Genomic DNA, 19,399 nt, shown 5'->3' with positions numbered 1-19,399 from the left:
GGGACCAAATAATGAGTGTTTTTATCAATAAAGATACAAGAGTTATTGTACAAGGGATTACAGGTTCTACCGCTTTATTCCATACGAAGCAGATGCTTGAATACGGCACAAATATCGTGGGCGGTGTGACACCTGGAAAAGGCGGAACAGAAGTGGAAGGGGTACCTGTATTTAATACAGTGGCTGATGCAGTTCATACGACTGGCGCAAATGCGTCTGTTATCTATGTTCCGGCACCGTTTGCAGCTGATGCAATTATGGAAGCGGTAGATGCGGAGCTTGATCTGGTCATTTGCATCACAGAGCATATCCCGGTTTTAGATATGGTAAAAGTGAAACGCTTCATGGAAGGCAAGAAAACGAGATTAATAGGACCGAACTGTCCTGGCGTCATTACGCCTGATGAATGTAAAATCGGCATTATGCCCGGATATATCCATAAAAAGGGTCATGTAGGCGTTGTATCGCGTTCAGGAACATTAACATACGAAGCAGTGCATCAGCTGTCAGAAGCGGGTGTAGGACAGTCTACAGCCGTTGGAATCGGCGGCGATCCTGTAAATGGAACCAACTTCATTGACGTTTTAAAAGCGTTTAACGAAGATCCTGAAACACACGCTGTCATCATGATCGGCGAAATCGGCGGTACAGCTGAAGAGGAAGCTGCTGAGTGGGTAAAAGCCAACATGACAAAACCGGTAGTCGGATTCATTGGCGGTAAAACAGCACCTCCAGGGAAACGAATGGGACATGCAGGCGCCATCATTTCCGGCGGAAAAGGCACGGCTGATGAAAAAATCAAAACACTTAATGAATGCGGAATCGAAGTTGCAGAGACACCTTCTGTCATGGGAGAAACATTAATTAAAGTGTTGAAAGAAAAGAATTTATTTGAAACGTGCAAAACTCATTAATAGAGAAGGGACAGCCATCTTGGCTGTTCCTGCTTTTGCTGTTAAAAGGAGGTTCTCATATTGGATCAGGCCGCTGCCTGTTTAATCACTTGCAGAATCAACCAATTACTACCCCCGTCTCTTCTATTAAAATGGTGGAAAGCTGATCCGTCAATGTCACTGACAAATCCTTCATGTGCATTAGAAACAGCTTCACGCGGCAAAGTAAGGGCTGCGGCTCTAAAAAATAAAATAGAAGAACAATATCCAAAACTTCAGCATTTACTCTCTGTATATCATCAGCAAGGCATTAATGTCATCCCAATATCCTCAGATCAATATCCATTCTGGCTGAAAACCATTTATGATCCGCCTCCCGTGCTGTTTGCAAAAGGTGATATATCTCTTCTTTCTCAAGGGAGAAAAATAGGAATTGTAGGTACGAGACATCCGACAGCTTATGGAATTCGGGTTGTCAATCATCTTACAATAGAGCTTTGCCATAAAAAGTGGGTGATTGTCAGCGGGCTGGCGTCTGGGATTGACGGATTGTCCCATGCTGCAAGTATTAAGGCGAAGGGGCGGACAATCGGAGTCATCGCAGGCGGATTTCAGAACATTTATCCTCGAGAAAATCTTCAATTAGCAGAACACATGGCTAAACACCATCTTCTTCTGTCAGAGCATCCACCTGAAACCAAACCCCAAAAATGGCATTTCCCTATGAGAAACCGTATCATCAGCGGGTTAAGTGAGGGCATTATTGTTGTGCAGGGCAAAGAAAAAAGCGGTTCTTTGATTACCGCATACCAAGCGCTGGAACAAGGGAGAGAAGTATTTGCCGTACCCGGTTCTGTATTTGATCCTTACGCCGGAGGTCCTATAAAATTGATTCAAGAGGGGGCTAAAGCCATATGGTCAGCAGAGGATATTTATGCAGAGCTTCCTGAGAAAAACGTTCAATATACGGAACCCTTTTGAATTATCGTTTGACAAACAGCATTGTAATATTTAATAATAGTGAGGATTTAAAGTTGCATATTGTTTTCTATTTAAATAATCGTTCATCATAAAGAATGAAATGTTGAAAGCCAAATAAAGACAGCTGCAAATATAAAATAAAATTTGAAATACTTGAAGAGAGAGAACACCTCTTGAGGGGGATGAAAATGTCTGATTATCTAGTCATCGTGGAATCGCCCGCTAAGGCGAAAACGATTGAACGTTACTTAGGTAAAAAATATAAAGTGAAAGCATCAATGGGACATGTCCGGGATCTTCCAAAAAGTCAAATGGGAGTTGACATAGAACAAAATTTCGAACCGAAATATATAACCATTCGAGGTAAAGGTCCGGTACTAAAAGAGCTGAAAACGGCTGCCAAAAAAGCTAAAAAAGTTTATCTCGCAGCCGACCCCGACAGAGAAGGGGAAGCGATTGCATGGCACTTGGCCCACAGCCTTGATCTGGATCTTCATTCAGACTGCCGTGTTGTGTTTAACGAAATTACGAAAGATGCAATTAAAGAATCATTTAAGCATCCCCGCATGATCAATATGGATTTGGTGGATGCACAGCAGGCGAGACGTATATTAGACAGGCTCGTCGGATATAAAATCAGCCCGATTCTTTGGAAAAAAGTCAAAAAAGGACTCAGCGCTGGCCGTGTTCAATCTGTTGCCCTCCGGTTAATTATTGATCGTGAAAAGGAAATTAACGACTTTAAGCCAGAGGAATATTGGACAATAGACGGCACGTTCTTAAAAGGACAGGAGACGTTTGAAGCGGGCTTTTTCGGTAAAAACGGCAAAAAACTTCCTTTAAAGAGTGAAGCGGATGTAAAAGACATACTTTCTCAGCTCAAAGGCAATAAGTATACAGTTGAAAAAGTAACTAAAAAGGAACGTAAACGTAATCCGGCCTTGCCATTTACAACTTCCACCCTTCAGCAGGAAGCAGCGCGTAAGCTCAATTTCAGGGCGAAGAAAACGATGATGATTGCGCAGCAATTATATGAAGGAATTGATCTTGGAAAAGAAGGAACTGTCGGTCTGATCACGTATATGAGAACGGATTCAACACGTATTTCCAATACAGCAGTTGATGAAGCGGCAGCGTTTATTGATCAAACGTACGGAAAAGAGTACTTAGGCGGCAAAAGAAAGCCCGCTAAAAAGAATGAAAATGCTCAGGATGCCCACGAAGCGATCCGTCCGACGTCGGTTCTCAGAAAACCAAGCGAATTAAAAGCAGTCCTTGGCAGAGATCAGCTGAGACTGTATAGATTAATTTGGGAGCGCTTTGTTGCCAGCCAAATGGCATCTGCTGTTTTAGATACAATGAGTGTTGATTTGACAAACAACGGTTTGACTTTTCGTGCAAACGGAAGTAAAGTCAAGTTTTCCGGGTTTATGAAAGTGTATGTTGAAGGCAAAGACGATCAATTGGAAGAAAAAGACCGGATGCTGCCTGACTTGCAAGAGGGAGACACTGTTTTATCTAAGGACATAGAACCGGAACAGCATTTTACCCAGCCGCCTCCGCGCTATACTGAGGCCCGTTTGGTTAAAACGCTTGAAGAACTCGGGATCGGCCGTCCTTCCACTTATGCTCCGACGCTTGATACGATTCAGCGGCGCGGGTACGTTGGTTTGGATAATAAACGGTTTGTTCCCACAGAATTAGGGCAGATCGTGCTTGAGCTGATCATGGAATTTTTCCCTGAAATCATAAACGTTGAGTTTACGGCAAAAATGGAAAAAGACCTTGATAATGTTGAGGAAGGCAATATAGAATGGGTACAGATTATTGATAACTTCTATACCGATTTTGAAAAGCGCGTGAAAAAAGCCGAATCAGAAATGAAGGAAGTTGAAATTGAACCAGAATATGCCGGAGAAGATTGTGAATTATGCAGTTCTCCTATGGTGTATAAAATGGGCCGATACGGTAAATTCTTAGCTTGCTCCAATTTCCCCGATTGCCGGAATACAAAGCCGATTGTCAAACAAATCGGTGTGAAGTGTCCGAGCTGCGGAGAAGGAAATATTGTTGAGCGAAAATCGAAAAAGAAACGGGTTTTTTACGGCTGTGACCGTTATCCGGACTGTGAATTCGTTTCCTGGGACAAACCAATTGAACGAAAATGTCCAAAATGCGGAAAAATGCTTGTTGAGAAAAAGCTCAAAAAAGGCATACAAGTCCAATGCGTGGAATGCGATTATAAGGAAGAACCACAGAAGTAGCGGTGAGCAGGGTCTTGCTCACCTTCTTTGTGTGTTAAAAGAAGACAATGAATAATAAACTAGGAGATGTGAAAGATGAACCAACAAACAGTGAATGTAATCGGAGCCGGACTCGCAGGCAGTGAAGCGGCGTGGCAGCTTGCCAAACGGGGGATTCAAGTCAGATTATATGAAATGCGCCCAGTCAAACAGACACCTGCCCATCATACTGATAAATTTGCAGAACTGGTATGCAGCAACTCTTTACGCTCCAATACACTTGCTAACGCTGTAGGTGTACTAAAAGAAGAAATGCGTGCACTTGATTCAGCAATTATTGCTGCGGCTGACGAATGCTCAGTGCCTGCCGGCGGCGCACTCGCGGTAGACCGGCATGAATTTGCAGCAAGTGTGACAAACCGGGTGAAAAACCATCCCAACGTTACCGTCGTTAATGAAGAAGTAACAGAAATACCTGAAGGACCAACGATTATCGCAACTGGTCCGTTAACTTCAGAATCATTGTCTGCACAGTTAAAAGAGCTTACTGGAGAGGACTATTTATACTTCTATGATGCAGCGGCGCCTATCGTAGAGAAAGACAGCCTTGACATGGATAAAGTGTATTTGAAATCCCGTTATGACAAGGGAGAAGCGGCTTATCTAAACTGCCCGATGACAGAAGAAGAGTTTGACCGTTTTCATGAAGCTTTGACATCAGCGGAAACTGTGCCGTTAAAAGAGTTTGAAAAAGAGATTTTCTTTGAAGGCTGCATGCCGATTGAAGTAATGGCAAAACGAGGAAAGAAAACAATGCTTTTCGGACCGATGAAGCCAGTGGGATTAGAGCATCCTGTTACCGGAAAACGTCCATATGCAGTCGTTCAGCTCAGACAGGATGATGCGGCGGGAACTCTCTATAATATTGTAGGATTCCAAACTCATTTAAAATGGGGAGACCAGAAGGAAGTCCTCAAATTGATTCCCGGACTTGAAAATGTGGAAATCGTCAGATACGGTGTTATGCACAGAAATACATTCATTAATTCTCCAAGCTTGTTAAAGCCGACTTACCAATTTAAAAAACGGAACGATTTGTTCTTCGCAGGACAAATGACGGGAGTAGAAGGATATGTGGAATCGGCTGCTTCTGGACTTGTAGCAGGTATTAATGCGGCTAAACTCGTTTTAGGAGAAGAGCTTGTCACTTTTCCTCAGGAAACAGCAATAGGCAGTATGGCTCACTATATTACAACAACAAACCAGAAGAACTTCCAGCCGATGAATGCAAACTTTGGGCTTTTGAAAGATTTGCCTGTTAAAATTAAAAATAAAAAAGAGCGTAATGAACAGTACGCAAATCGGGCGATCGAGACAATTCAAACAATTTCGAAAACAATATAGGTATTGATTGCAACTTGATCGCGATTTGTGATACCATTTAAAAGCCCTTCCTGGGGAGGTATTTGGCATGGAGAATGTTAAGAATTTCGTAAAGTTATTCGTTGAATATTTACAAATTGAAAAAAATTATTCACAATATACTATTGTGAATTATGTGGATTCAATTGAAGAATTCGAGACTTTCCTGCGCGTTCAAGGTATAAATGGATTTGAAGAAGTTGCATATCAAGATACTAGAATTTTTTTGACGGAAGCCTATGAAAAGGGTTTATCGAGAAGAACAATCAGCAAAAAAATTTCTGCATTGAGAAGTTTTTACAAATTTCTGATGCGAGAAAAGCTTGTTGATGATAATCCGTTCCAGCTTGTTCATCTGCCGAAACAAGAGAAACGGATACCGAAGTTTCTATATCAAAAAGAGCTTGAGGAACTGTTTGAAGTTTCAGATATAAGCCAGCCGACCGGCATGAGGGATCAAGCGCTATTAGAGCTTCTCTATGCCACCGGAATGAGGGTCAGTGAATGCTCTTCCATAAGTGTTCATGATCTTGATTTATTTATGGATACAGTGCTTGTTCACGGGAAAGGCAAGAAGCAGCGTTATATCCCTTTTGGGTCTTACGCCCGCGAAGCGTTGAAGTTATATATGAATAGCGGAAGACAGTGCTTGCTGAAAAAAGCAAAAGAACCTCATGATCTATTATTCGTGAATCAAAGAGGCGGACCGCTTACAGCCCGAGGCATTAGACACATTTTAAACGGGCTTGTCAAAAAAGCGTCCGGCACTTTACATATCCATCCGCATATGCTTCGACATACGTTCGCCACTCATCTATTAAACGAAGGAGCAGATTTGAGGAGCGTTCAAGAACTGCTCGGGCATTCCAATCTGTCTTCGACACAGATATACACGCACGTTTCGAAGGAAATGTTGAGAAACACATATATGTCTCACCATCCAAGAGCTTTTAAGAAAAATTAAAGGAGGCCCTTTATGTCATCTTTTCATGCGACCACAATCTTTGCAGTACAGCATAAGGGACGAAGCGCAATGTCCGGAGACGGTCAAGTTACATTTGGTCAGGCTGTTGTAATGAAACATACTGCGAGAAAAGTAAGAAAACTGTTTAACGGCAAGGTTCTCGCAGGATTTGCGGGATCTGTTGCAGACGCTTTCACTCTATTCGAAAAGTTCGAAGCGAAACTTGAAGAATATAATGGCAACTTAAAACGGGCTGCTGTTGAGCTTGCAAAGGAATGGCGAAGCGACAAAGTACTTAGAAAGCTTGAAGCCATGCTGATCGTTATGAATCAAGATACCTTGCTTCTCGTATCGGGAACTGGTGAGGTTATCGAGCCGGATGACGGCATTCTGGCAATTGGATCAGGCGGCAACTACGCTTTGGCAGCCGGAAGAGCGCTGAAAAAGCATGCCGGGGAGAGCATGACTGCAAGTGAGATTGCTAGAGCTGCGCTGGAAACAGCGGGCGAAATTTGTGTATACACGAACGATCAAATCATACTGGAAGAGCTTGAATAGAAAGGACTTGAGGCGCATGGGAAAAAACCGTTAACACCAAGACAGATTGTAGATCGGTTAGACCAATACATCGTCGGTCAGCAAAACGCGAAAAAAGCTGTCGCCGTGGCATTAAGAAACCGCTATAGAAGAAGTCTCCTGGATGAAAAGCTGAAAGACGAGGTCGTTCCGAAAAACATTTTAATGATGGGGCCTACCGGGGTAGGGAAAACTGAAATTGCCAGACGAATCGCTAAGCTTTCAGGTGCGCCATTTATCAAAATTGAAGCAACAAAATTTACAGAAGTCGGCTATGTAGGCAGAGACGTTGAATCAATGGTCAGAGACCTTGTGGAAACTTCTGTTCGTCTTATAAAGGAAGAAAAAATCAACGAAGTGAAGGAACAGGCAGAAGAAAATGCAAATAAACGCATTGTTCGCCTGTTAGTTCCAGGGAAGAAAAAACAATCAGGCGTTAAAAACCCGTTTGAAATGTTTTTCGGCGGCAGCCAGCCAAACGGCGAGGACGAAACGGAAAGCCAGGAAGAAGCAAACATTGAAGAAAAAAGAAAACGCATGGCTCATCAGCTGGCATTAGGAGAGCTCGAAGACCACTATGTTACTGTAGAAGTTGAAGAGCAGCAGCCTTCTATGTTTGACATGCTGCAGGGCTCGGGTATGGAGCAGATGGGCATGAATATGCAGGATGCACTGAGCGGATTGATGCCAAAGAAAAAGAAACGCCGTAAAATGACAGTCAGAGAAGCCAGAAAAGTCCTGACGAATGAAGAGGCAAGCAAACTCATCGATATGGATGAAGTCAGCCAGGAAGCTGTCCATCGGGCAGAAGAGAGCGGAATTATCTTTATCGACGAGATTGATAAAATTGCAAAAAACGGTGGCGCGTCATCTTCAGCTGATGTATCAAGAGAAGGTGTTCAGCGTGATATTCTCCCAATCGTTGAGGGTTCTACCGTTGTCACTAAATACGGTTCAGTTAAAACAGACCATGTATTGTTTATTGCAGCGGGAGCATTTCATATGGCCAAACCGTCTGATCTGATTCCTGAACTGCAAGGGCGTTTTCCAATTCGTGTAGAACTGAGCAAACTGACGGTTGACGATTTCGTGAGAATTTTGGTTGAACCCGATAACGCGCTCTTGAAACAATATCAGGCATTATTGCAGACAGAGGGTATATCTCTTGAATTTTCTGACGAAGCTATTCATAAGATTGCTGAAGTCGCCTATCATGTGAACCAGGAAACAGATAATATCGGTGCGAGACGCCTTCATACAATACTCGAACGTCTGTTAGAAGATCTCTCTTTTGAAGCTCCGGATGTAACAATGGAGAAAATAACGATTACACCGCAGTATGTGGAAGAAAAACTCGGAACAATAGCTAAAAACAAAGATTTAAGTCAATTTATATTGTGAAAATTTAATAAGAGGAATGTTTAGGAGGATCATTTATCATGGCTTTATTACAAAAAACAAGAATTATTAACTCCATGCTGCAAGCTGCGGCAGGGAAACCGGTTAACTTTAAAGAAATGGCGGAAACGCTTCGGGATGTAATTGATTCCAATATTTTCGTTGTAAGCCGCAGAGGAAAACTTCTCGGCTACTCTATCAACCAGCAAATTGAAAATGACCGTATGAAAAAAATGCTTGAGGATCGCCAATTCCCAGAGGAATATACGAAGAATCTGTTCAACGTCCCTGAAACATCTTCTAACCTGGACATCAATAGTGAGTACACTGCTTTCCCTGTTGAAAACAGAGACTTGTTCCAAGCTGGTTTAACAACAATTGTGCCGATCATCGGAGGCGGAGAAAGATTAGGTACACTCATTCTTTCACGTTTACAGGATCAATTTCATGATGATGATTTAATTCTTGCTGAATACGGCGCTACAGTTGTCGGAATGGAAATTCTGAGAGAAAAAGCAGAAGAAATTGAAGAAGAAGCAAGAAGCAAAGCTGTCGTACAAATGGCAATCAGCTCTCTTTCTTATAGTGAGCTTGAAGCAATTGAACACATTTTTGAAGAGCTTGACGGAAACGAAGGTCTCCTTGTTGCAAGTAAGATTGCAGACCGTGTCGGCATTACCCGCTCAGTTATTGTTAACGCACTCAGAAAGCTTGAAAGCGCCGGTGTAATTGAGTCAAGGTCATTAGGAATGAAGGGTACTTATATCAAAGTGCTGAACAACAAATTCCTGATTGAATTAGAAAACCTGAAATCCCATTAATGAAAAGAAGAACCCCTTTTTTAAGGGGTTCTTCTTTTCATTCAAATAAAGGAAATCAATAAGCTTTATTTCCTGGGTGAAAAGTCTTTCTTTATAATAATTTTAATAAAGTTTATTATTTTCTTCATAAAAACAGAAAAATGACGAAATAAATGGGGAAAATACAGAAATTAAGCTATTTTCAGCCTTATATAAATGTAAAAAATGTAGTTCAAATAATCTAGGACTATGTACCTAGTTATAAAATAGATATATATGAGGACATTTTTTTTACACGAACTTCATAGACTTTATGCCTGTTATTTCTTACAATAAGCATATGGTTTTACAAATCTCGACAAGGATATTGAGGGTGAAAAAAACTGAAATGGAGGTAAGTGGATTTGAGCTTATTTTCTGGAACGATACAAAATCTTGAAAATGCCTTGGGCAGAGCGAATATTAAGCAAAAAGTCATAACTAATAATATTGCTAATATAGATACACCGAACTATAAGGCGAAAAAAGTCTCTTTCCAAAATTTATTGAATCAAGAATCCTCTCGTCTCGAATCTATAAAAACAGACTATCGGCATGTTGATTTTTCTGATGCTGATTCAAATTATTCAATTGTAACGAGCGGAGATACATCTTATCAGCAAAACGGAAATAACGTTGACGTTGACAAAGAGATGACAGAACTAGCTGAAAATCAGATTAACTATCAAGCTTTAGTTGAAAGAATGAACGGCAAATTCAATTCTCTGAAGACCGTGCTAACAGGAGGAAAATAATGACAGCTTTTCAAAGCTTAAATGTTTCAGCATCAGCTTTAACAGCTCAGCGCCTCAGAATGGATGTTGTATCGTCTAACTTGGCGAATATGGATACGACAAGAGCCAAGCAGGTAAACGGTGAGTGGGTGCCTTACAGAAGGAAAATGGTTTCGCTTCAGTCAAAAGGTGAATCGTTCTCATCGATTTTGAATTCTAAAATGAGCGGAAGCGGCAATGTCGGAAATGGGGTAAAGGTTACAAAAATCACTGAAGATAACTCTGATTTTAATCTGGTCTATGATCCGACTGACCCTGATGCAAACGCTGAAGGATATGTTCAAAAGCCAAATGTTGATCCATTAAAAGAAATGGTTGATCTTGTCAGCAGTACGAGATCATATGAGGCCAATGTCACAGCAATGAATGCCTCAAAGGGAATGCTGATGAAGGCTCTAGAAATCGGAAAGTAAGGTGATGAATGTGATCAATGCAATTTCTCCTTTTCAGGTTCAAAATACTCAAAACACTCAAAATGCAACAAATCAATTAAACAATAGCCAAAAAACAGACTCTTCAAATCAAACAAGCTTTTCGGAGCTTTTAAAAAACTCTATAAGTTCGTTAAATGAGTCCCAAGTAGCTTCTGACAATATGACTAATGCCTTGGCTGCAGGAAAAGATGTGAATCTTGATGAGGTCATGATCGCCGCTCAAAAAGCAAGCATCTCTCTGACTGCTGCAACTGAGTTCCGCAACAAAGCTGTGGAAGCATACCAGGAGATTATGAGAATGCAAATGTAGGGGGTCTGACGAGAAAGAGAAAGAGTGGAATGACCGGGGGTTAACATGAATCGTACTCTAATGCAAATGAAAAACAAAACAAGTGAGTTTTGGAAAAATAGATCTAAATTACAAAAGGTTTTAATGATTAGTGCTTTAGCGGCAATTATCATTCTTGCCATTATTATCAGTATTTTTTCTTCTAATCAGAAAATGGCGCCGCTGTACAAAGATTTGTCAGCTGAAGAAGCCGGACAGATCAAAGAGGAATTGGATGCAAAAAAAGTGCCTAGCGAACTTTCAAATGGCGGTACGGTCATTAAGGTTCCGGAAGATCAGGTTGATTCACTGAAAGTTCAGCTGGCGGCAGAAGGGCTTCCTAAAACCGGATCAATTGATTACTCATTTTTTGGACAGAACGCCGGCTTTGGTTTAACAGATAATGAATTTGATATGGTGAAAGTCAAAGCCACACAAACGGAACTATCCAATCTGATTAATGAAATGGACGGTATCAAAAATTCAAAAGTAATGATTAACCTTCCGAAAGACGCTGTCTTTGTCGGTGAAGAGCAATCAGCAGCATCTGCTTCAATCGTCCTGCAGACTCAGCCTGGCTACACTCTGGACCAAAGCCAGATCAACGGATTATATCATCTGGTATCGAAAAGTGTGCCGAACTTAAAAGAAGATAACATCGTCATCATGGACCAGAACTCTACATACTATGACAAAACAGACAGCGGTTCAGGATCCTACGCTGATAGTTATTCTTCGCAGCAGGGAGTTAAATCCCAAGTTGAAAAAGACATTCAAAAACATGTTCAGTCATTGCTCGGAACGATGATGGGGCAGGACAAAGTTGTTGTTTCTGTCACGGCTGATATTGACTTTACAAAAGAAAATCGCACAGAAGACATCGTCGAGCCTGTTGACAAAGAAAACATGGAAGGCATAGCGGTCAGTGCTGAAAAAGTATCGGAAACATATCAGGGAGACGGCGCAGCTAATGGCGGAACTGCCGGAACCGGTGATGAAGATGTAACAAACTATCAGGCTGACGGTGAAAATACCGAAAGTGGGAACTACGAAAAAAGCAGTAATAAAATCAATTACGAGGTTAACCGAATCCATAAAGAAATAGCTGAAAGCCCTTATAAGGTAAGGGATTTAGGGATTCAAGTAATGGTAGAGCCGCCTGATGCCAAAAACACAGCGTCGCTATCAACTGAAAGACAGGATGATATACAAAAAATCCTTTCAACTGTTGTCAGAACATCATTGGATAAGGATGAAACACAGAACCAGAACCTTTCTGATGAAGATATCAATAATAAAATTGTTGTCTCCGTTCAGCCTTTTGACGGAAAAGTAAGTCTAGATACTGATACGGAAAAATCCTCTGGTATCCCAATGTGGGTATATATCGTAGGGGGCGTATTGATCGCAGTTATCATCATTCTGATCATTATGTTTATCAGAAAGAAACGCGCTCAAGAGGATGAATTTGAGGAATACACGTACGAAGTGCCTCAGGAGCCTATCAATTTGCCTGATATTAATGAAGAGGAAAATGAAACAGAGGAAACAGTCAGACGAAAACAGCTTGAAAAGATGGCGAAAGATAAGCCTGAAGACTTTGCAAAACTGCTGAGAAGCTGGCTGGCCGAGGATTAGGAGGGATTAGAAATGGCGAGACGTGATCAAGACAAGCTTACAGGAAAACAAAAAGCAGCCATTCTCATGATTTCCTTAGGTTTAGATGTGTCAGCTTCTGTATATAAGCATTTAACCGATGAAGAAATTGAAAGGCTTACCCTTGAAATATCAGGAGTTAGAAGTGTCGATCATCAAAAAAAGGATGAGATTATAGAGGAATTTCATAATATAGCGATTGCGCAAGATTATATTTCTCAGGGCGGTTTAAGCTATGCCAGACAAGTTCTTGAGAAGGCGCTGGGAGAAGATAAGGCTGAAAACATACTAAACAGGCTGACTTCTTCTCTGCAAGTTAAACCATTTGACTTTGCCAGAAAAGCAGAGCCTGAACAAATTTTAAATTTCATCCAACAAGAGCATCCGCAAACGATGGCTTTAATCTTATCTTACCTTGACCCTGTGCAGGCCGGACAAATTTTATCCGAGCTGAATCCTGAGGTACAGGCAGAAGTCGCAAGAAGGATTGCTGTAATGGACAGAACGTCACCTGAAATTATTAATGAAGTAGAACGGATTCTGGAACAGAAATTATCCTCCGCATTTACTCAGGATTATACGCAAACCGGCGGAATCGAAGCTGTTGTTGAAGTGTTAAACGGTGTAGACAGAGGAACAGAAAAGACGATATTGGATTCCTTGGAAATTCAGGATCCTGATCTTGCTGAAGAAATCAAGAAGCGGATGTTTGTCTTTGAGGATATTGTTACCCTTGATAACCGAGCAATTCAACGGGTTATACGCGATGTTGAAAACGACGATCTGCTCCTTTCATTAAAGGTGGCAAGCGAGGAAGTCAAAGAAATTGTATTCAACAATATGTCACAGCGTATGGTTGAAACATTCAAAGAAGAAATGGAATTTATGGGCCCTGTACGTTTGAAGGATGTAGAAGAGGCTCAATCAAGAATTGTAAGCATCGTCAGAAAGCTTGAAGAAGCCGGTGAAATTGTTATAGCAAGAGGCGGAGGAGACGATATTATTGTCTAATATCATTAAACAAGAATCATCTTTTTCCCCACAGCAGGAAAGAAGAAAGCTTTCTTTACAAGAGGTTCGGATCGATCATTCACATCTTTTACAGACTGAAGAAAATCCGGAAGCGTTAATGGCCCGGATCAAAGAAGAAGCTGATCGGATTTCCGAGCAAGCGAACAGCCAGATGGAAGACATCCGCCGTCAAATTGAGCAGGAAAAAAATGATTGGGCGGCTGAAAAACAGCAGCTTATTGAAGAAGCGAAAACAGAAGGTTTCGAACAAGGTGTGGCATTAGGGAGAGCTGAAGCCTTACAACAGTATGCTGAGCTGATCAATCAGGCAAACAGCATAACAGAGATGTCCAGAAAAGCTGTAGAGGATAAGCTTGAAGATGCCTCCGGAGAAATTGTTGAGCTTGCCGTTGCGTTAGCTAAAAAAGTATGGCAGCAAAAATCTGATGATAAAGAGGCCTTTATCCTGCTTGTGAAACAGGTGGTAAACGAAGTAAAGGAATATGACGATATATCAATATATGTGGACCCTTATTACTATGAAACAGTTTTTCAGCATAAAGACGAAATCCAGCAGCTTCTTTACAAAGAATGCCGGCTAGGTTTATACGCAGACGAAAAAGCTGAAAAAGGATCATGTTATATAGAAACTCCTTTTGGAAGAGTGGATGCAAGCATTGATACCCAGCTGGTGCAACTGAAGCATAAGCTCCTTTCAGCACTGGAAGCAGGTGCGGATCAATGAAGACACAGAGTCTGATAGATTGCATAGAAATGACAGACTCGTATAAGCGTTATGGAAAAGTAAAACGGGTGATCGGCTTGATGATCGAATCAAAGGGGCCGGCAAGCTCAATAGGCGACCTGTGCCTGATTTATGCAAAAGGTCAATCAGGTAAAGTCATCAAAGCTGAAGTTGTTGGCTTTCAGGAAGAAAATATTTTGTTAATGCCCTATTTAGAGGCTGCAAGCATTGCCCCCGGGAGCATTGTTGAAGCCACCGGTGAATCTCTTCGTGTAAAGGTAGGAGCCGGTCTGATCGGACAAGTCATTGATGCGTTTGGCGAACCGCTCGACGGAAAACTTTTGCCGAAAGGACTTTCGCCTGTATCGACGGAGCAATCACCTCCTAACCCGATGAAACGCCCGCCTATCAGGAAAAAAATGGGTGTTGGCGTCAGGTCTATTGACAGTCTGCTGACTGTCGGAAAAGGCCAGCGGATTGGTATTTTCGCAGGAAGCGGCGTCGGGAAAAGCACATTAATGGGAATGATCGCTAAACAGACCGAAGCTGATTTGAACGTAATTGCACTCGTCGGAGAACGCGGTCGAGAGGTTCGGGAGTTTATTGAAAAAGACTTGGGAGCAGAGGGTCTGAAGCGGTCAATTGTAGTTGTTGCTACCTCAGACCAGCCTGCATTAACGAGGTTGAAAGCCGCATATACGGCGACAGCCATTGCTGAGTACTTTCGTGATAAAGGGCAAAATGTCATGTTTATGATGGATTCTGTCACAAGGGTGGCGATGGCTCAGAGGGAGATCGGACTTGCCGCTGGAGAGCCCCCGACGACAAAAGGATATACACCCTCTGTGTTCGCTATTTTACCTCGTTTACTAGAGAGAACAGGTGCAAATGAACACGGAACAATCACAGCGTTTTATACAGTGTTAGTCGACGGAGATGACATGAATGAGCCTATTGCTGATACTGTTCGCGGAATCTTAGACGGACACATTGTGTTAGACAGGGCTCTTGCTAATAAAGGCCAGTTTCCTGCCGTCAATGTGTTAAAAAGCATCAGCAGGGTGATGTCAAACATCTCGACAAAACAGCACTTAGACGCAGCGAATAAATTCCGTGAACTTTTATCAACGTATCAAAATTCTGAAGATCTCATTAATATAGGAGCTTACAAAAGAGGGTCCTCAAGAGAAATTGATGAGGCGATACAATTTTATCCGCAGCTTATTCAATTTCTGAAGCAGGGAACAGAAGAATCAGCATCATTGGAAGAAAGCATTGCTGCATTAACTAGTTTGACAGGAAATGAGGAATAGAACGTGGCCTATCAATTTAGATTCCAAAAGCTGCTGGAACTAAAAGAGAACGAAAAAGACCAGTCTTTGTCTGAGTATCAGCAATCAGTTTCTGAATTTGAAACTGTAGCGGAGAAACTATATGAGAATATGAGCAAAAAGGAATTGCTTGAGCAAAATAAAGAAAACAAACTGAAAAGCGGGATGAGCGTTCAAGAGATGAGGCATTATCAGCAATTTGTCTCAAATCTTGAAAACACAATTTATCACTACCAAAAGCTCGTCATTATGAAAAGGAATCAAATGAACCAAAAGCAAGAAGTGTTAACAGAAAAAAATATTGAAGTGAAGAAGTTTGAAAAGATGCGTGAAAAACAGTTTAAAATGTTTGCTCTTGAAGACAAAGCTGCAGAGATGAAAGAAATGGACGATATTTCGATCAAGCAGTTTATGATTCAGGGCCATTAGGAGCGAATGTAATGTCCGGCAAAAAGAAAGAATCAGGTAAGTTCCGATCGGTTTTGCTGATCATTATCCTTCCGCTGATATTTCTGCTTATAGCAGGGGGGATTGTTCTCTGGGCGGCTGGTGTCAATGTCTTAAAGCCGATACAGGAAGCTGCAGCCAAAACGCCAGTTCTTAAAGAATTGGTTCCTGAGACCGAAGATAAAAAAGATACATCATCAGCAGCTAAGAATAACAGTAATACGGCGGCCTTGGAAAAAACCATTAAGGATCAAAAAAGTGAGATCAGTATATTGAATAAAGATTTGGATACAAGCAAATCTGAAATAGACAGGCTGAATCAAAAAATTCGTTCTCTTGAAAAAACAGCGGAAGACCAAAAAAAGACATCGAAGGATCACACAGAAGGTTCATCAAGTTCTGATAAAGCTTCTGATGATAAAGTCATCAGTGTTTATAAAAGCATGGACAGCGGAAAAGCTGCTAAAATCATTGCCCAATTAAACGAAAAAGAAGCGCTGAAAATATTGAATGGACTGAGCAAAAAGCAGCTTGCTGAAATTTTGGCAAAAATGACTCCTGAGCAAGCGGCAACATATACAGAAAAAATTGCTGCCAGCCAAGAATAGGGGGAATAAAGGTGAAGCTGCTTGAATTAGCCGGACCTCGGCTGCAAACTACAGCAGGGACAGCTGCTAAAACAATCAAAAATAGCCAGGGAGTTTTTCAAAATTGGCTTATGTCTGAAGCCGGCTCGAAAGAACCTTCATCACAAGGAAATGGGACTCTGACTGACGATCAGCTTTTAAAAGATGCATGTAAAAAGATCAGTGATTGGCTAAAAGCAACTCCTGAAAACCAAGACAAGCAAAAAGCCGATCTTCTGCAAACGTTAAGTAAACTAACAGGAAAGCAGCTGGATGAATCCGCTCAGCAAATGTTACAGAATCTGCTGCAAGAAGTTGAATTAAAATTGGCTGACGGAACTGATCAACTGCACATGGGGCAAATACTTGCAGACAAAACCATTTCTGAAGAGAAAACTGCTCTGACTGCAAAGAATTCAGCTGGTGATGCCGCTACTGATGAACTCAAGTCTGATAGCGAGCAAGAAGTTCAGGAAAATGATGCATCAGCAGAAGATGTTAAAACGCTTATTCATATCCAAATGCTTATCAGTCAGCTTTTAGAAGGAAATAAAATGACTGACCGTGATCATCAAGCTCATATTGTCTACAAAAATGGAGATGAATTTCTTTCGGCATTAGATAAAAAGGGCATATCGGAACAGCTTATTCAGGATCTTAGACAGCAGATATTTACAAAAGACGAGTCAAGTTCAAAGCTTTATACGATGTCAAAGTCAGAGCTGAAAAGTTTTCAAAGCTTAATGGAACAGATGTCAGTGCTTCCTCAAAAAGGGACGAAGGAATGGAATATAGTTGAAAGTCAGCTGAAAGCTTTCTTGTTATCGAAATCACCTAAATCGTCACAAGATGTCGCAAAACGTGCCCTTACACCGGACACTCTGACGTCAGGTAATAAAAGTACGGCAGATTCCTCTGTAAGTATTCAGCCTATAGATAGTAAGTCAGGAATTCAAATGATGTTTTCAGGCTACCGGAGCACCGGAGGAGTTCAGACACTCGATTTGCAGCTCTCATCTGATTTGCATGCAGCCGAAACGAAAACCGTTGCTGATCAAGTGATCAGTGCATGGAAGCAGATGAAATATACACCCTTTGGGAGGTCAACCGGCAGTTTTACAATTCGGCTGAACCCTGAACATTTAGGATTTGTCACAATTAAGCTGACAAATGAAAATGGAATGTTCCAGAGTAAAATCATTGCATCCAGCCAATCTGCAAAAGAGCTGCTCGAACAACATCTGCCTCAGCTGAAGCAATCACTGCCGAATATGGCTGTCCAAGTTGACCGTTTTACATTGCCGATTCAAAGCGGAGACCAGCCGATATATGGCCAGCTTGCTGATGAACAGAAACAGCAGCAAGAGGGACAGAAGCAACAAAGACAGAAAAAGCAATCAAACGAGTTTGGCGACTTGCTTGATGAAGTGTCAATGGTTGAATTGGAGGAAGAAGAATGACATCAATAAGCTCAGAATATAAATTGCCTGAAAAAACAAGCAGCACTGCCGCTGCAAGCAACAGCAGCCTGGGAAAAGACGAGTTTTTAAAAATATTAATGACTCAAGTCCAAAACCAAGATCCGCTTAATCCGGTTGATGACAAAGAATTTATCAGCCAGATGGCGACTTTTTCAAGCCTGGAACAGATGATGAATCTGAATACGACGATGACTAAATTTGTTGAAAACCAAGATCCGTTTACAACGTATGTTGATTGGATGGGAAAAGAAGTATCTTGGACTGATGGTAAAAGTGCAACAGATAAAACAGGCACAGTAAGCTCTGTTAAACATTCTAAAGGAAATTATTATCTCGTTCTTGATGATGGGACTGAGATCAGTCCGGCGAATGTCATGTCTGTGGGACAATCTTCTAAATAAAAACATCTGGGGGAATATATTATGTTACGTTCACTTTATTCTGGAATCAGCGGTATGAAAAACTTTCAAACAAAACTTGATGTTATCGGCAATAACATTGCCAACGTAAATACAGTGGGATTCAAAAAGAGTCGGGTTACCTTTAAAGATATGGTAAGTCAAACGATTGCCGGCGGTTCTGCTGCTGGTGCAACAATCGGCGGAACAAACTCTAAGCAGATCGGTTTAGGTTCATCATCTGGCACAATTGATACCATCCATTCAACAAGCGCAACACAAAGCACAGGAAGAACGCTTGATTTAGCGATTGACGGCGACGGTTATTTTCAAATCGATACAGGTGATGGAACGGCTTACACAAGAGCCGGAAACTTCTATTTAGATAATACCGGAACATTGGTGACTGGTGACGGCTACCATGTGTTAAATATGACGGGAGGAACAATAAAAATTCCTCTTGATGCTCAAAGTTTTAGTATCGGATCCGATGGAAAAGTGTCAATTGTTGATGCTGGCGGTAAACCACAAGATGGCGGTCAGATCGGGATTGTTACTTTTGCAAACAGTGACGGTTTAGATAAAATCGGAAGCAACTTGTATCGTGAATCTTTGAACTCTGGAACTGCTAGTGCAGCTAATCAGCCTGGTGATGGCGGTACAGGTGCCTTGAAGTCAGGATTTATAGAAATGTCTAACGTTGATTTAACTGACGAGTTTACTGAAATGATTGTTGCTCAGCGCGGGTTCCAATCAAACTCCAAGATTATTACAACATCGGATGAAATCCTTCAAGAGCTGGTTAACCTTAAACGTTAAGGAGGGAGGGGAG

20 protein-coding genes are annotated in these 19,399 nt (G+C 41.5%); all 20 read left to right on the top strand.

Annotation, left to right across the window (positions count from 1 at the left end; genetic code table 11):
- Nucleotides 1-11 precede the first annotated feature (11 nt).
- The 20 genes from sucD to flgG all read left to right on the top strand — a co-directional run bounded on the left by sucD (nt 12) and on the right by flgG (nt 19,386).
- Complete coding sequence (sucD, locus tag AU387_RS12410; protein WP_024121388.1) at nt 12-914, top strand: succinate--CoA ligase subunit alpha; 903 nt, start codon at nt 12-14, stop codon at nt 912-914.
- Between the two features lie 60 nt (nt 915-974).
- Nucleotides 975-1,874 carry a DNA-processing protein DprA gene (gene dprA / locus AU387_RS12405; RefSeq protein WP_059335799.1) on the top strand — a complete coding sequence of 300 codons (900 nt, stop codon included), beginning with the start codon at nt 975-977 and terminating at the stop codon, nt 1,872-1,874.
- A 188-nt stretch (nt 1,875-2,062) separates the two neighbouring features.
- On the top strand, nt 2,063-4,138 hold the full coding sequence (gene topA / locus AU387_RS12400) for a type I DNA topoisomerase (protein ID WP_059335798.1): 2,076 nt from the start codon (nt 2,063-2,065) through the stop codon (nt 4,136-4,138).
- A 75-nt stretch (nt 4,139-4,213) separates the two neighbouring features.
- A complete protein-coding gene (gene trmFO, locus AU387_RS12395) occupies nt 4,214-5,521 on the top strand; it encodes an FADH(2)-oxidizing methylenetetrahydrofolate--tRNA-(uracil(54)-C(5))-methyltransferase TrmFO (protein ID WP_024121391.1) in 1,308 nt (435 codons plus the stop codon).
- 67 nt (nt 5,522-5,588) lie between these two features.
- The gene (gene xerC / locus AU387_RS12390; protein WP_059335797.1) at nt 5,589-6,503 is read left to right on the top strand and encodes a tyrosine recombinase XerC; all 915 of its coding nucleotides are present in this window, start codon (nt 5,589-5,591) and stop codon (nt 6,501-6,503) included.
- Between the two features lie 12 nt (nt 6,504-6,515).
- A complete protein-coding gene (gene clpQ / locus AU387_RS12385) occupies nt 6,516-7,061 on the top strand; it encodes an ATP-dependent protease subunit ClpQ (protein WP_014663962.1) in 546 nt (181 codons plus the stop codon).
- A gap of 45 nt (nt 7,062-7,106) precedes the next feature.
- Entirely contained in the window at nt 7,107-8,480 is a 1,374-nt protein-coding gene (hslU, locus tag AU387_RS12380) for an ATP-dependent protease ATPase subunit HslU (protein ID WP_059335796.1), read from the top strand.
- Between the two features lie 38 nt (nt 8,481-8,518).
- The gene (codY, locus tag AU387_RS12375; protein WP_003238551.1) at nt 8,519-9,298 is read left to right on the top strand and encodes a GTP-sensing pleiotropic transcriptional regulator CodY; all 780 of its coding nucleotides are present in this window, start codon (nt 8,519-8,521) and stop codon (nt 9,296-9,298) included.
- Nucleotides 9,299-9,681: 383 nt separating this feature from the next.
- Nucleotides 9,682-10,071: a flagellar basal body rod protein FlgB gene (gene flgB, locus AU387_RS12370; protein ID WP_044155900.1), complete on the top strand. Its 390-nt coding sequence runs from the start codon at nt 9,682-9,684 to the stop codon at nt 10,069-10,071.
- The gene (gene flgC, locus AU387_RS12365) at nt 10,071-10,523 is read left to right on the top strand and encodes a flagellar basal body rod protein FlgC (RefSeq protein ID WP_044155899.1); all 453 of its coding nucleotides are present in this window, start codon (nt 10,071-10,073) and stop codon (nt 10,521-10,523) included. Before flgB ends, flgC begins: the two co-directional genes overlap by 1 nt.
- A 10-nt stretch (nt 10,524-10,533) precedes the next feature.
- On the top strand, nt 10,534-10,854 hold the full coding sequence (fliE, locus tag AU387_RS12360) for a flagellar hook-basal body complex protein FliE (RefSeq protein WP_024121395.1): 321 nt from the start codon (nt 10,534-10,536) through the stop codon (nt 10,852-10,854).
- Between the two features lie 45 nt (nt 10,855-10,899).
- The gene (gene fliF, locus AU387_RS12355) at nt 10,900-12,510 is read left to right on the top strand and encodes a flagellar basal-body MS-ring/collar protein FliF (RefSeq protein ID WP_059335795.1); all 1,611 of its coding nucleotides are present in this window, start codon (nt 10,900-10,902) and stop codon (nt 12,508-12,510) included.
- A 12-nt stretch (nt 12,511-12,522) separates the two neighbouring features.
- On the top strand, nt 12,523-13,539 hold the full coding sequence (gene fliG, locus AU387_RS12350) for a flagellar motor switch protein FliG (RefSeq protein WP_003231981.1): 1,017 nt from the start codon (nt 12,523-12,525) through the stop codon (nt 13,537-13,539).
- Nucleotides 13,532-14,284 carry a flagellar assembly protein FliH gene (gene fliH / locus AU387_RS12345; RefSeq protein WP_059335794.1) on the top strand — a complete coding sequence of 251 codons (753 nt, stop codon included), beginning with the start codon at nt 13,532-13,534 and terminating at the stop codon, nt 14,282-14,284. Before fliG ends, fliH begins: the two co-directional genes overlap by 8 nt.
- The gene (gene fliI, locus AU387_RS12340) at nt 14,281-15,597 is read left to right on the top strand and encodes a flagellar protein export ATPase FliI (protein WP_044155894.1); all 1,317 of its coding nucleotides are present in this window, start codon (nt 14,281-14,283) and stop codon (nt 15,595-15,597) included. Before fliH ends, fliI begins: the two co-directional genes overlap by 4 nt.
- A gap of 3 nt (nt 15,598-15,600) precedes the next feature.
- Nucleotides 15,601-16,044: a flagellar export protein FliJ gene (fliJ, locus tag AU387_RS12335; RefSeq protein WP_010334249.1), complete on the top strand. Its 444-nt coding sequence runs from the start codon at nt 15,601-15,603 to the stop codon at nt 16,042-16,044.
- Nucleotides 16,045-16,055: 11 nt separating this feature from the next.
- Nucleotides 16,056-16,670 (top strand): MotE family protein, encoded by a 615-nt coding sequence (locus AU387_RS12330; RefSeq protein WP_059335793.1) that lies wholly within the window; start codon nt 16,056-16,058, stop codon nt 16,668-16,670.
- 11 nt (nt 16,671-16,681) lie between these two features.
- Nucleotides 16,682-18,148 carry a flagellar hook-length control protein FliK gene (locus tag AU387_RS12325; RefSeq protein WP_059335792.1) on the top strand — a complete coding sequence of 489 codons (1,467 nt, stop codon included), beginning with the start codon at nt 16,682-16,684 and terminating at the stop codon, nt 18,146-18,148.
- Nucleotides 18,145-18,570 (top strand): flagellar hook assembly protein FlgD, encoded by a 426-nt coding sequence (flgD, locus tag AU387_RS12320; protein ID WP_024121401.1) that lies wholly within the window; start codon nt 18,145-18,147, stop codon nt 18,568-18,570. Before AU387_RS12325 ends, flgD begins: the two co-directional genes overlap by 4 nt.
- A gap of 21 nt (nt 18,571-18,591) precedes the next feature.
- Nucleotides 18,592-19,386: a flagellar basal body rod protein FlgG gene (flgG, locus tag AU387_RS12315; RefSeq protein WP_024121402.1), complete on the top strand. Its 795-nt coding sequence runs from the start codon at nt 18,592-18,594 to the stop codon at nt 19,384-19,386.
- Nucleotides 19,387-19,399 lie beyond the last annotated feature (13 nt).

Origin of the sequence: Bacillus halotolerans, from assembly GCF_001517105.1 — a bacterium.
In the GTDB taxonomy this organism is placed as follows: Bacteria; Bacillota; Bacilli; order Bacillales; family Bacillaceae; genus Bacillus; species Bacillus halotolerans.
The sequence above is the reverse complement of the archived record's forward strand: the minus strand, read 5'-3'. Positions and strand labels throughout refer to the sequence as shown.